This is a genomic window from Arthrobacter sp. ZGTC212 (assembly GCF_002929255.1).
Taxonomy (GTDB): domain Bacteria; phylum Actinomycetota; class Actinomycetes; order Actinomycetales; family Micrococcaceae; genus Arthrobacter_B; species Arthrobacter_B sunyaminii.
In genome coordinates, this window is sequence record NZ_PJIJ01000002.1 from 751,678 (window position 1) to 764,523 (window position 12,846).

9 protein-coding genes are annotated in these 12,846 nt (G+C 64.8%); 2 read left to right on the top strand and 7 right to left on the bottom strand.

All coding sequences use genetic code 11. The features are described from left to right. Positions 1 to 5 precede the first annotated feature (5 nt). Complete coding sequence (locus tag CXQ89_RS10130) at positions 6 to 1,667, bottom strand: AarF/ABC1/UbiB kinase family protein (protein WP_104054150.1); 1,662 nt, start codon at positions 1,665 to 1,667, stop codon at positions 6 to 8. Between the two features lie 153 nt (positions 1,668 to 1,820). On the opposite strand from CXQ89_RS10130, the gene CXQ89_RS10135 reads away from it, so the two are divergent. Then, positions 1,821 to 4,193, top strand: a complete 2,373-nt coding sequence (locus CXQ89_RS10135; RefSeq protein WP_258060026.1) for a glycoside hydrolase family 3 C-terminal domain-containing protein — start codon at positions 1,821 to 1,823, stop codon at positions 4,191 to 4,193. A 21-nt stretch (positions 4,194 to 4,214) separates the two neighbouring features. Here the strand turns inward: CXQ89_RS10135 and CXQ89_RS10140 are convergent, their stop codons facing one another. Both CXQ89_RS10140 and CXQ89_RS10145 read right to left on the bottom strand, forming a co-directional pair. Continuing rightward, on the bottom strand, positions 4,215 to 5,267 hold the full coding sequence (locus CXQ89_RS10140; RefSeq protein ID WP_104161154.1) for an SDR family NAD(P)-dependent oxidoreductase: 1,053 nt from the start codon (positions 5,265 to 5,267) through the stop codon (positions 4,215 to 4,217). A gap of 194 nt (positions 5,268 to 5,461) precedes the next feature. Next, entirely contained in the window at positions 5,462 to 5,899 is a 438-nt protein-coding gene (locus CXQ89_RS10145; RefSeq protein WP_104161155.1) for an acyl-CoA thioesterase, read from the bottom strand. Positions 5,900 to 6,173: 274 nt separating this feature from the next. On the opposite strand from CXQ89_RS10145, the gene CXQ89_RS10150 reads away from it, so the two are divergent. Further along, entirely contained in the window at positions 6,174 to 6,536 is a 363-nt protein-coding gene (locus tag CXQ89_RS10150) for a VOC family protein (RefSeq protein WP_104161156.1), read from the top strand. Positions 6,537 to 6,555: 19 nt separating this feature from the next. On the opposite strand, the gene CXQ89_RS10155 is transcribed toward CXQ89_RS10150, so the two are convergent. The 4 genes from CXQ89_RS10155 to CXQ89_RS10170 all read right to left on the bottom strand — a co-directional run bounded on the left by CXQ89_RS10155 (position 6,556) and on the right by CXQ89_RS10170 (position 12,772). Continuing rightward, the gene (locus tag CXQ89_RS10155; RefSeq protein ID WP_104161157.1) at positions 6,556 to 8,307 is read right to left on the bottom strand and encodes a DUF4389 domain-containing protein; all 1,752 of its coding nucleotides are present in this window, start codon (positions 8,305 to 8,307) and stop codon (positions 6,556 to 6,558) included. Between the two features lie 117 nt (positions 8,308 to 8,424). Further along, positions 8,425 to 9,825: a dihydrolipoyl dehydrogenase gene (gene lpdA / locus CXQ89_RS10160; RefSeq protein WP_104161158.1), complete on the bottom strand. Its 1,401-nt coding sequence runs from the start codon at positions 9,823 to 9,825 to the stop codon at positions 8,425 to 8,427. A gap of 88 nt (positions 9,826 to 9,913) precedes the next feature. Further along, positions 9,914 to 11,431, bottom strand: a complete 1,518-nt coding sequence (locus CXQ89_RS10165; protein WP_104161159.1) for a carboxylesterase/lipase family protein — start codon at positions 11,429 to 11,431, stop codon at positions 9,914 to 9,916. A gap of 168 nt (positions 11,432 to 11,599) precedes the next feature. Continuing rightward, a complete protein-coding gene (locus tag CXQ89_RS10170) occupies positions 11,600 to 12,772 on the bottom strand; it encodes a N(5)-(carboxyethyl)ornithine synthase (RefSeq protein WP_104161160.1) in 1,173 nt (390 codons plus the stop codon). Between the last annotated feature and the right edge of the window lie 74 nt (positions 12,773 to 12,846).

Genomic DNA, 12,846 nt, shown 5'->3' on the forward strand with positions numbered 1-12,846 from the left:
AGCCGCTAGTACCTCCCCATCCGCTGCTTCCGTGCGGTCCAGGCCAGATAACCGCCCAGGGCACCGGTGGAGGCAAGGCCGGCAGTCATCAACGGGGCCTGCCAGGACTTCCAGCGCTCAGCGTCCCCCAACGCCAATTCGCCCACCCCGCGGATGAAGGCCGCCGCAAAAATGGCAGCAACCATCCGGTTCCCCACCTTCTCCAGACGCACCACCAGCGGCGCGAGCTCTTCAGCCCGTAAATGGATCTCCAGGCCTTCAAAGTCCAGTGTCGTCAGCAGCCGACGCACCTGATCGGGGAGCTCCGCGCTGAGCTCCAGCGTCTCGGCACCGGCCTGTCCCAGACGCCGGACAAAGGTTACCGGATTCATCTGGCGCATGGTCATCCGCCGGGCGTACGGGGCCAGGGTCTCACCCATGCTGAAGTCCGGATCCAGCACCTCCCCCATGCCCTCGGTCATGATCAGCATGCGCAGCAGGAGCGCCATTTCCCGGGGCAGCTGCAGGTGGTGGTTGCGAATGATGCCCATTGCCGCGTTGATGATCCGGCCCACGGGCGCGTTTCCGAGTGTCCTCCCGTCATAGAGGCGTATCAGCTGCTGGAGGTCCAGGCGGAGCTGGATCCGGTCCACGCGGCGGGACGTTGGGCACATCCGGATCAGTGCCGAGGCCATCCGCTCCGCATCTTTGCGAAGCACCGCGACAAAGAGCGCCGAGAGCTGGGAGCGCAGCCTGTCATCCACCTCCCCCACCATTCCGAAGTCAATCAGTCCGATCCGTCCGCCTTTTTCCACGAAGATATTCCCCGGATGGGGATCTGCATGGAAGAAACCGTCCTCGAAGACCATCTTCATTTCCGCGGCGGCGGCGTCGGCGGCGAGCGCCCTGCGGTCAATCCCGGCGGCATCGATGGCGGCGGTGTCCGTAACCTTTAGTCCGTACAGGCGCTGCTGGGTCAGGACCTTGGATGTGCTGAAATCGGCATACACCTTGGGAATGTGGACAGACGCACTGTCCTGGAAGTTCAGGGCAAAACGGTTGGTGTTGCGGGCTTCCTGCTGGTAGTCCAGCTCCTCACGGAGGGTCTCGGCGAACTCCTCCATCAAACCCTTGACGTCGTAGTCGCGAGCCGCTTCCCAGTGCCTTCCCGCATAGCCGGCCAAACCCAGGAGGATATCCAGGTCCTCATTCACTTCCTCTTCCACACCCGGACGGCGGATCTTCACCACCACGTCGGCGCCGCTGCGCAGCCGGGCAGCGTAGACCTGCCCAATGGAGGCACTGGCCAGCGGCGCGGTGTCGAAGGCGGAGAACCTTTCCATCGTGTCCGAGCCCAGTTCCGCCTGCAGCACCGGCTGGATCTGATCCCAGGGCACAGGCTCGGCTTTGTCCTGCAGCTTGGCCAGTTCCTGCTGGTACCTGGGCGGCAGCAGGTCCTGCCGGGTGGACAGCAGTTGCCCCATCTTCACAAAGGTGGGACCCAGCTCCTCCAGCGCCCGGCGCAGGTATTCCGGGGCGTTTGCCGCGCCCGGCGGCCGGTCTGAAGGTTGCGGCCTGCGCCGGAAGGGCAGCCGGTTTTCCAGGCCCGAGGCAGCGACAAGGTAGCCAAACCCGTTGCGGTACAGGATTTCGGCGATCTGGCGGTAGCGGTCGAGGTGGGTCTTCATGCGTGGGCTCCCGTCCCGGAGGCAGGCCGTGGAACACTGCAACCGTATCTGAAACCCTACGGCCGGGCAGGGAGGTCCTAACAGGGTGCACCTGCCCTTTCACAGCCGGGGGCACGCGCTTAGACTCGGAACCCACCGATGAGGGAGACGTTCGTGGATATACCAGCCGCACTCCGGGACCTGAGCCTGGAGGACAAGATCGCACTTCTGTCCGGAGCGGGGTTCTGGGAAACCGTTGCCCTGCCCAACCATGGAATCCGCCCCCTGGTGCTCTCCGACGGTCCGCACGGCGTCCGGAGGCCGTCCGGCGAAGCCGTCCTGGGGCTCGGTGAGTCCTTTCCGGCCACCTGCTTTCCCGCAGAATGTGCCACCGCCTGCTCCTGGGACCGGAGCCTGCTCACTGAACTTGGCACCGCCGTCGCACGCGAGGCCCGGCTCCAAGGCGTGGATGTCCTGCTGGGCCCGGGGCTCAACATCAAGCGCACTCCCCTGTGCGGCCGCAATTTTGAGTATTTTTCGGAGGATCCGCTGCTGGCCGGGGAGCTGGGGGCGGCGTGGACGAGGGCGGTCCAAGCCGCCGGGGTGGGGACGAGTCCCAAGCATTTCGCCGCCAACAACCAGGAGGCGGATCGGATGCGGGTGGATGCAGTGGTTGACCAGCGAACCCTGCATGAGATTTACCTGCGTGCGTTCGAGATTGTGGTGCGTACGGCGGAACCGTGGACCATCATGGCTGCCTACAACAAAATCAACGGACTGCACGCCGCCGAGAGCCCGTGGCTGCTCGGGGAGATGCTGCGCGGAACTTGGGGCTATGAGGGAGCCGTAATGTCGGACTGGGGTGCCGTGACCAACCGTGCGGCCGCGCTCGCTGCCGGACTGGACCTGGAGATGCCCTCCAGCGGCGGCTTGGGTGCCCGGGAAATCACCGCCGGGCTGGACGCGGGAATGGTCACGGAGGAACAGATTGACGCTGCGGCTGCCCGGATCCTGCGCCTCGTGGACCGCGTACCGCCCCGATCAGGCAGCGGCACAGCCGACACAGCGGGGACAGCCGGCAGCGGCGCAGCGGTGTATGCGGCCAGTCACGACCTGGCGCGGCGGGCGGCAGCGGCGTCGATGGTCCTGCTCAAGAATGAGGGCAGTATCCTTCCGTTGCAGACCGACGGCGCCGTGGCCGTTATTGGCGAGCTGGCCCGCACCCCCCGGTACCAGGGAAGCGGTTCCTCCAAGGTGAATCCGGTCCGCCTTGTCAGTCCGCTCGACGCCCTGCAGCAGGATCTGCCCGAGCTCTTGTTTGAACCCGGATACGCCCTCCCCGCCAGTCCGGCTCCGGAGTCCGAAGCAACTCTCCTGAGCCAGCCCGGGGCCGGGCCGGTCGACTTGATCGAAACGGCCGCGGCGGCCGCCGCGGCAGCCGTTACCGCCGTCGTCTTCCTGGGGCTGCCCGACGAGGCGGAGTCCGAAGGTTATGACCGCACCACTCTGGACCTGCCCGACGAGCAGCTCGAGCTGCTCGCCGCCGTTCTTCAGGCGAATCCGCGGACCGTGGTGGTGCTCTCCAACGGCGGGGTGGTGACCACGGCCTGGGCAGATCGTGTTCCCGCCCTCCTGGAAGCCTGGCTTCCGGGCGAAGCGGGCGGGTCGGCGCTGGCCGACGTCCTGCTTGGACGGGCGGACCCCGGCGGACGGCTGGCCGAAACGATTCCCGTCCGATTGGAGGACACCGCCGCTTACGGCAACTACCCGGGCGAAAACGGCGCCGTACGGTACGGCGAAGGGGTGCTGGTGGGCTATCGCTGGTACGACACCCGGCGCCTGGAAGTGGCTTTCCCCTTTGGGCACGGGCTCTCCTACACCAGTTTCGGCTACACGGACCTGGATATCCGCAGCACCGGTGCCGGCGCAGACCAGGAAGTGCACGTGGAACTGACGGTCACCAATACGGGCGGCCGCGCCGGCAGCGACGTGGTGCAGCTGTACGTGGGCGCTCCGGATGACGACGGCGCCCAGCAGCGTCCGCTGCGTCCGCGGCGGGAACTGCGCGGGTTCGAAAAAGTGCACCTGGGTCCGGGTGAATCCCGCCGGCTGAGGTTTTCCCTCGATGCCCGCGCGCTGTCGCGTTTCGATTCGGAGAGCATGTCGTGGGTTGCCGACGCCGGCGAGTACCGCATTGAGGTGGGGGCGTCCTCCCGTGACCTCCGGCTGGCCGGGGTTGCCGCCCTCGACGGAACCGTTCCCGAGCCTTCGCTGAGCACGGCCTCCTCCATTCAGGAGTGGCTGGCGAACCCTGCCGCGGCTGCGGAACTGGTGTCCGCCCTAACCGCCGCGGCCATGGCGGGGATGGATGCTGCCGGTCAGGACAACACGGGCGGCATGGATAACACCGGGGGTCTGGCTGCTTCCCTGGCACTGGTGGGCAATATGCCGCTGAACCGGATGGCACGGTTCCCCGGCAGCCCCGTAACGCCCGATCTGCTGAAGCAGCTGGAAGGTTGGCTGCAGGGCACCCGCGGCGCACAGTGATGTGCCCGGCTCCACCAGCATTTAGGCGATGCCCCAGCCTTCGTCCGCCGGGAGGATGGCGCCGGTAACGTTGGCGGCGTCGTCGCTCAGCAGATAAGTCATGGGCGAGGCGATTTGCGCAGACTCGATGTCGGGGGACGTCAGCGACAGTGACGGAACCGGCCCGGCGCCGCCCAGTGAGCCGTAATTGGACTCAAGCGCAACCTTGGTGGGCCGGGGGATGACCGCGTTGACCCTGATGCCGCGCGGGCTGTATATGAAGGCCGCGCTGCGGGTCAGCCCAATGACGGCATGTTTGGAGGCGGTGTAGGCAGCTCCCGCGATCGAACCGCGGAGCCCTGCCTGGGAGGAGACGTTGATGATGGACCCGCTCCCCCGGGAAAGCATCACCGGAATCAGCGCACGCGACAAACGGAACGGTCCGTCCACGTTGATGCGGAAAACGCTCTCCCACAGCTCGTCCTCCACCTCATGCAGCGCAACCATGTCGTCGGCGATTCCCGCTACGATGGCGAGTCCATCCAGCCGGTTTCCGACCTCCGCCGCAATCTTGTCGACACCGGATTGGGTGGAGATGTCAGCTACGACGCCGCTGACGTCCAGGTCCTGATTGCGTTCCAGCAATGCTTCCATCCGAAGGGTGCTGAGATCGACGGCCAGCACGCGTCCGCCTTCACGGGCGACCCTCAACGCGGTTGCGCGTCCAATCCCCGACCCGGCACCGGTCACCACCACCGTCTTGCCGTCAAAACGGCCTTCGACCAAAGGCTCGCGCCAATCGTTGGGCGCCGGGGGCGGAGCAGACGGAAAGAGGTGGGCCGTTGCCGGATGAACCGACGGCTGATCGATGAGCCGGTTGGCCGCTTCCACCATGAGGTCCAGATGTTCCGTAGTGATGACGCCGTTGCTGAGCGTCGCCAAGGTGGAAAGCGGCAGCATGCGGATCGCATACAGTGCCCGTGCATCCGGACTGCGGCGGGCCAGCAGGTCGATCAAGACGGTGCGCCCCGTGGGGTGGTCAAGCCAGTCGCCAATCAGGGATTCAGCGCTGAGATGTTGTACGGGATCCGGCATTAAGGCTCCGTTCCGAGCGGCGTCAGCCGCGGCCCGGAAGGGTACTGGCCCGGTCCACGGCCGCAGCCGCACCTTGCATCCAAGGGCAAGTGCTGCTGGGTCGAGTATCCCACGGGGGATGCTCCTGCGGCTCCCGCGGACGGCGCAAAGGGAGCCCGGTGCAGCAAAACGGTCGCTGCCGGGTCCTGCGGTCCCTAGGCGTCGACGGCGACGGCGACGGGGAGGTGCTCGGCGGGCAGCCGGTCCCGGTCGTAGGTGATCTCCGTATACCCGTGCGGGGCGGGATTGCCGTCCGCGCCAAGGTTCACGAAAACAATCCGGTCGATCGTCAGGATGCTGCGACGGGTCACCATGTTGCGCACCTCGGCCCGCATGGTCAGTGACGTGCGGCCAAATTTGGTGGCCCGCAAACCCATTTCGATCAAGTCGCCCTGCTGGGCGGAGCTGACGAAGTTGATCTCCGACATGAATTTGGTGACGACTCGACCGTTGCCCATCTGCAGGATGGCGTAAATTGTTGCTTCTTCATCGATCCATCGCAGAAGGCTGCCGCCGAACAGTGTGCCGTTGGCGTTCAGGTCTTCCGGACGGACCCATTTCCGGGTATTGAAGTTGATATTCTGGAGATCCATATTTCAAGGTTAGCGAGGCCCGGCGGGCTTAGGCGGACGGCTGTGACCGCGCAGACGGACGGCCGTCACACCCGTCACGCCGGTGTTTCGCTCCCGCCCCGGCGCTGCGCCGTTCCCCTGGGAACCCGGTGACTGAAAACACCCCGCCGTCGGGAGGGTTTCCGGTGCACGGCTGCAGTCCTCCATGTTGACCGGACACGGACCCGGTGTTAGTTTCAGGCTCCAAAACCAACTTGGCTTATCACAGCGAAGATCCTCCGGCCGGGAGCCCTCCATGACCCTTTCCTTTGCCCAGATTGCCCTTGACTCCGTGGATCCCCGCCGTCTGGCCGAGTTCTGGATCCAGGCACTGAACTACCGGGTTGACGAGGAAGAAGAGGGCGTCATTAGTCTGGTCCCCAGGGATGGTGACGGTCCGCCAATCGATATCCTGACCGTGCCGGAGCACAAGACAGTGAAGAACCGTCTGCACCTGGACCTGCGGGCCACGGGCTCCAAGGGCTCCGAAGAAGTCCGGCGGCTGCTGGACCTGGGCGCCGTTCGGGCGGACGTCGGCCAGGATCCGGACGTCACCTGGACAGTGCTGGCCGACCCCGAGGGCAATGAGTTCTGCGTCCTCGGAACCTCCGGCGAATAGTCCCGGCCCGCGCAGAGGACTAGTCGCGGCTAGGGCGTCCCGTTCCCGTCGTCGTTCCCGGTTCCAGGTCCGGCCTGCCCAGTCCTGCGGCCTCGTCCCTGCGGTCGGCAGGACCCTGATCCAGGCGGAAGGGCGGATACTCGTCCCGCATCAGCGCAGCATAGGCCAGCACCCGGTAGGACCAGCGGTTCAGTCCCATAACGAGGTCAAAGAGGTGCCTCGGATAGCTGCCGCGGAACAGCAGGATGACCGCCGCAATGAGGACCAGCAGCGCCAGCAGAGATAACCCCTGGCTGCTCACCACATCGGGGGCGCTCTCCCACCCGTTCTCCCAGGCATCGGTCCACATGCCGCCCGGAACCATCCCGGTCCAGTTTTCGGTTTCCTGCCCTCCGGAAACATAGAACCTGTTGACGACAATTGCTGCTTCAGAGAACGCACCGACTACCAGTGCCTGCGGTATAACGAGGAGCCACCACTTCACCAGCACCAGCCAGCGGGAGAGCTGCCGGGGGTAGTCAACACTGAAGTCCGCCGGATAGTCCGTACGGTCCAGCGTGAACGGCGGATACCGGTCGGTGCCCAGGACACGGGTGGCATAGAACGTTACCCGCCAGCTCCAGCGCACCACGCCCACGTTGAAGTCAAACAGTCCGTGCGGGTACCGGCCGGTGAACAGGATGGCAAAACCGGCAACCACGGTGGACACAAAGAAAGCTATCCATAGGAAGAACAGCACAATGTAGTGCGGGATTGCCAGGAACCATTTGACCAGCCACATCCAGCGCGAGAGGTTCGGATCGATTTCTCCGTAGAGCCGCACCGGATAGCGAGGACCGGTCAGTCCCGGATCGCGCACGCCAACCCTTGCCGCCGCGCCCCCTGATGCGCCTGCGAACGCTGCTCCTGCAGAGGCAATTCCGGATGCTCCCACCGCGGTGGCCCCGCCGGGCCTGACAGGGCGGTACCCGGAGCCCGGTTGCTGCCCCTGCCCGTAGCGGTCCTGCATCTGGCCGTAGGTCTGCGGGGTACCCGGCGTCTGAACAGGTTGCCCCGGCCCTCCAAGTTGCCCCGGCACACCAGGTTGCTCCCCTACAGCACCCGGCCCGACCGGGCGGCGGCGCAGCCCCGATGATCCGATCACCACGAGGGCAATTCCAGCTACGAGGAAGACGATGCTGGAGATCAGCAGGATCCAGGTGACCGGCTGGAGCAATTCGGAGCGTGCACCCACTTGAAGCTCCGCTGAGACCGGCCGGCTCCCGTCAGCATTCATCACCACTGCGGACCAGTCACCTTCGTCCAGGTTCCATTCCAGTGACTGCTCACCGGTGCCGCTGGATGCCGCCGCCCAAAAGGCCTGCTCAACCGGAGGCGCAGGAGCCCGGGTTCCGTTCACCTCCTCGTACTCGGCGCGGAACGGACGGAAATCCACTTCCTGCAGCTCGCTGTACTTCACGTCAAGGAGGTAACGGTCCACCTCATCACTCGGGCCAATACCGATAAAGAGTTCCTGGCCGGACTGAGTTGGCTCTCCCTGCACCAGCAGGGTTGCCACCTGATCATCCGAGCGCACCCCGTTGACTTCAAGGTCCGGCACGATCAGGGCGTACGAGTCAACCTCGTAGACCTCCTCGGGAACGGAGAGGTAGCGGTCATCGCCCTGGCCTGCGTTGAATATCCCGACAGCGGCGGCTCCCACCGCCAGTCCCAGCCCAATAAGCATCAGCAAACAGCCGATGACGAACATGACAATCCTGCCGGTCCTCATGACGCTTTCCCGCCCGGTCCACCCCTATCCAAAGGGTTGTCCGGCCGCGCCGCAGAGTCAACACCGTGAACCCGCCACCCTCATCCCGGCCGGGATCCACCGGCTCTTTGCACTGCGTCAAAAGTTGATCATGTGCCCGGTCAGGCCGTGGAACGCCTCCTGCAGTGCCTCGCTCAGCGTGGGGTGTGTGTGCACATTCCGCGCCAGCTCATAAGCGGTCAGGTCCCATTTCTGCGCCAGTGTCAGTTCGGGCAGAAGCTCGGACACATCCGGTCCGATCAGGTGTCCGCCAAGCAGCTCGAGATGCTCTTTGTCCGCCACCAGTTTCACGAAGCCGACCGGCTCGCCCAGACCGTGGGCCTTGCCGTTGGCCGTGAACGGGAAGGTGCTCACCACCACGTCATGGCCCTCATCGCGTGCCTGCTGCTCGGTGAGTCCGAAGCTGGCCACCTGCGGCTGGCAGAACGTGGCCCGGGGCATCATGCGGTAATCCCCCAGCGGCATGGTTTCCGCTTTGCCGATGGTTTCCGCCGCCACCACCCCCATGGCCTCGGCCACGTGGGCCAGCTGCAGCTTGGCTGTCACATCGCCGATGGCGTAAATGTGCGCAACGTTGGTCCGCATGAATTCGTCAATGGCGATGGCCCCGCGGTCGGTAAGCTGCACACCGGTCTTTTCCAGGCCGTAACCCTCCGTCCGCGGCGCAAACCCGATGGAGAGCATCACCCGGTCCGCTTCGATGGAACCGTCCTTGCCGTTCTTGTCCTTGTAGGTCACGGTCACCGAGGAACCGTTGTCGGTCACCGTTTCCACCTTGGTGGAGGTCAGGATCGGTATCCCCAGCTTCTTATACTGCTTGGTGATTTCCTTGGACACGTCTGCATCCTCGTTGGGCAGCGCCCGGTCCAGGAACTCGATGATCGTGACGTCCACCCCGTAGCTGCGCAGCACATAGCCAAACTCCATGCCGATGGCGCCCGCGCCGACAATCACCATCTTTTTCGGCAGGTCCCGGTCCATGATCTGCGCCTCGTACGTCACCACGTTGTCCGAGAGCTCGACGCCGGGCAGCAGGCGCACATAGGTTCCGGTGGCAATGATGGCATTGTCGAAGGTAATGGTCTCGGAGCCGCCCTTGGACAGGGAGACCTCCACGGTGTGGTCATCGGTGAACACCCCGTGCCCGTCATATTCGGTGATCTTGTTCTTCTTCATCAGGAAGTGGACACCCTTGACCCGCCCGTCCGCCACCTGCCGGCTGCGGTCGAACGCAGCACCGAAATCGAAGCTGACGTCACCGCTCATGCCGAACGTTTTCGCCTGGTTCGTGAAGATCTGGGCCAGTTCGGCATTGCGAAGCAGCGCCTTGGAGGGAATGCATCCCACGTTCAGGCATACTCCGCCCCAGTACTTCTCCTCCACCACTGCCACGCTCAGGCCCAGTTGGGCGGCACGGATCGCCGCCACATAACCGCCGGGACCGGCTCCCAGGATAACGACGTCGTAATGTTCACTCATGCTGCCAACTCTCCTTATGCACACTGCGGTGGATTGAGGATGGGACTAAAGCTGGGTTAAGACTCCCACAGGGAGTCTGCGGACTCCATCACAAATACCCGCGGTAGCCTGCCCAGGCACGGCGACGCTCCGGAAAGGGATCGGATTCAATCCGGTCTTCACGGTCGAAGATCCGGGTCTGCCGCTCCACAGGCTCGTAGGGCGGCCAGTCCGGCCCCGGATCGCCCGTCTTCGCCAGGCTCAGCAGGGTTCCCTGGAACCGTGCCGAGAGTTCCTTCAGGGCCGCTGCCCCGCCGAGCAGGGACAGGGCCCGCGTAATGGGCTCGCGGGTCTCACCGAACATCACGGGGACATCCATGGCGTGGGTCGCACCGAAACCCAGCAGGTTCATCATGGGCGTGGCGAAGTCATACCGGTAAGACCAGGTTGGAGCCACCAGGGAGTGGGACTCGGCCACCACAGTGGACGGATACCAAAAGACGAGGTCACCGCTGATTTCCACCGACCGCTGTTTGGACGGATAACCCGGATAAGCGGCCAGCACGCGCGACTGCGCCGCCGGGTCGGTGCCCGCGAACATTTTTTCGATGCGGTCCGGAGTTGAAGGAAGGATGTCCACCACTTTGGCGAACAGTGCCCCTTCCTGCGCCATCGTTCCCAGTACAAGCGGCACCGGAGCAGACTTGCCCTTCATGAAGGCGTCAAAGGGATGTTCCGGCAGGAATTCCCCGTCAATCACCGGTGACACACTCAGCGATCCCGGCTTGTCGGCCGGGCCTATTTTGGACGTCAGCCGGTTGGTTGCCTGTACCAGGGCGGCGGCCGGTAGGACGGTCAGGGCTTCGGCGGCGTCAGACAGGGGCACCTTGAGGATCTTCAGCAAATCCCGTGCCCAGGAGGCGTGGAGCTCCGGGGAGTACGCGCTGGAGGGCGCCGGGCTCTGGGCGTAGGCCTTGTGGAACAGGCCTCGGGCGGCCGGAATGCACATGAGCGACGTCACCGAGATGCCGCCGGCGGATTCGCCGAAGATGGTCACATTTCCCGGATCGCCGCCAAAGTTCGCAATGTTGTCCCGAACCCATTCCAGCGCAGCCACCTGGTCCCGCAGACCGAGGTTTGAGTCGAACGTCCGTTGGGCGGTCGAGAAGGAGCTGAAATCCGTGAAGCCCAGGGCGCCGATCCGGTAGTTCAGAGATACGTAGAGCGCTTCGCCAGTCCGGACCAGATGGGAACCGCGGTAGGTTTTTACGGTGGAGGACCCGGAGCTGAAGGCGCCGCCGTAAAAGTACACCAGCACGGGAAGTTGGTCCGCGGCCGGTTCCAGGGGCGCCGAGATGTTGAGTGTCAGGCAGTCCTCGTCCATCGGTGCCCGCCTTCTGGAGCCGGTCAGGGACGGGTTCCGGGACTGCGGCGGCGCTGCCCCGAAGGCGCTGCCGTCCAAGACCCCGTTCCACCCGGCCGCCCGCTGCGGTGACCTCAGCCGCAGCGCTCCCACCGGCGGCGCAGCATAGGGGATGCCGCGCCAGGTCCGCACTCCGTTGGCCACAATTCCTCGGACCAGGCCGTTGTCCGTAGGGATCAGCAGGGATTTAAGGTCAGTGGTCATGAGCTGCTCGATTCCGGTCGGCGGTCACGGTGCGGCCCTAGAACCATAGACCCCGACGGCGCGCGTGTCCTAGACACGAGCCTCATCGGAGCTTCGATCACCGTCAACTCGTCTGCGGCCCGTGATGAAACCGCCGGCCGGACCCGGTTTTTGGCACCGGGTCCCGGTTCATACCGTGGGCAGCACCCCGTGGGGATACTCCGCCGAACGGCCTTGGAATGCTAGGACCGCCGGATTCAGGATCCGCCCATTCCGAATTTCAATCGCACGCCGCACGCTCGACTCCTCATCCCAGGAGTCAGGCCCGGACATTACCGTGCGGAGGAAAGGAAGCACTGCCTCGCTGATTTCCCACGTCGCCGAGTCCCACAGGTGGGACGGACTGTGATCCACGGCGTAGTACCGGACGGCATTGCCCACCTCGAAGACGGGGTCGGCAAAGCTGGTGGGCTTGGCCCAGGAGAAGCCCATGCCTTCGTCGCAGGAAACATCAATGATCATGCTGCCCGGGGCAAAAGCAGCCAGGTCGTCTTCCTGCAGATAGGTCAGAGGGGCGTTGGGGTCCTGCAGAGTGCAGTTGACCACCAGGTCGAACCCGGCGAGGTACGGTGCCAGCGGTTCGCGGCCGTCGTCAGTAATGACGTGGCTGAGGTGGGGCAGGTCGGCGTCGCGCTCAAAGCGTGAGATCCGCGCGGAATGGATGGGCGAGCCCACGGCGGCAGTGTCCCGGTTGGTGAGCACCTGAACGTCATGGATTCCCAGGGCGTTCAGGGCCGTGACGGCGCCTCGGGCAGTGGCACCGAAACCGATGACCGCGGCGCTGAGCCGCCGGCCGTAGTCGCCCGTAGACCCGGCAAGTCCGAGGGCGTGAAGGACCGAGCTGTAGCCCGCCAGCTCGTTGTTCTTGTGGAATACGTGGAGTCCGAATCCGCCGTCCGAGTTCCAGTGATTCATGGCCTCGAACGCGATGAGGGTCAGCGACTTGTCCACGGCCAGCTGGGTGATGACGCTGTCCTGGACACAGTGAGGCCAGCCCCACAGCACCTGACCGTCGGAAAGTTCGCGCAGGTCCTGCGCCTGCGGCTTGGGCAGCAGGACCACATCCGACGCGGCTATGACCTCACCGCGCGGAGCCATCCCGCCCACAAGGGGAGCCAGCTGATCATCACCGATGCCAAACCGCTCACCGTAGCCCTGTTCAAGGATGATCCGGGCCCGCAGATCGGCGTCGATCCGTTCCAGATGGCGCGGATGCAGCGGAAGGCGCCGTTCATCGGTCTTGCGTGAGGTCGCAATGACCCCCAGGGTCCTCAGCGAGCTGTCCGTGAATGTGCTGCTCATGCGTACTCCCAAGTTTCACCCGGCCAGATGCCGGGGCTACTGAGACTACTCCCTGCACCGCAAGAGCCAGCGGT

Excerpts from the sequence above, each read along its gene's own strand:
- CXQ89_RS10145 (WP_104161155.1), bottom strand. The coding sequence starts at position 5,899 with ATGGATCTCCAGAATATCAACTTCAATACCCGGAAATGGGTCCGTCCG.
- lpdA (WP_104161158.1), bottom strand. The coding sequence starts at position 9,825 with ATGAGTGAACATTACGACGTCGTTATCCTGGGAGCCGGTCCCGGCGGT.
- CXQ89_RS10170 (WP_104161160.1), bottom strand. The coding sequence starts at position 12,772 with ATGAGCAGCACATTCACGGACAGCTCGCTGAGGACCCTGGGGGTCATT.
- CXQ89_RS10140 (WP_104161154.1), bottom strand. The coding sequence starts at position 5,267 with ATGCCGGATCCCGTACAACATCTCAGCGCTGAATCCCTGATTGGCGAC.
- CXQ89_RS10155 (WP_104161157.1), bottom strand. The coding sequence starts at position 8,307 with ATGAGGACCGGCAGGATTGTCATGTTCGTCATCGGCTGTTTGCTGATG.
- CXQ89_RS10165 (WP_104161159.1), bottom strand. The coding sequence starts at position 11,431 with ATGACCACTGACCTTAAATCCCTGCTGATCCCTACGGACAACGGCCTG.
- CXQ89_RS10150 (WP_104161156.1), top strand. The coding sequence starts at position 6,174 with ATGACCCTTTCCTTTGCCCAGATTGCCCTTGACTCCGTGGATCCCCGC.
- CXQ89_RS10130 (WP_104054150.1), bottom strand. The coding sequence starts at position 1,667 with ATGAAGACCCACCTCGACCGCTACCGCCAGATCGCCGAAATCCTGTAC.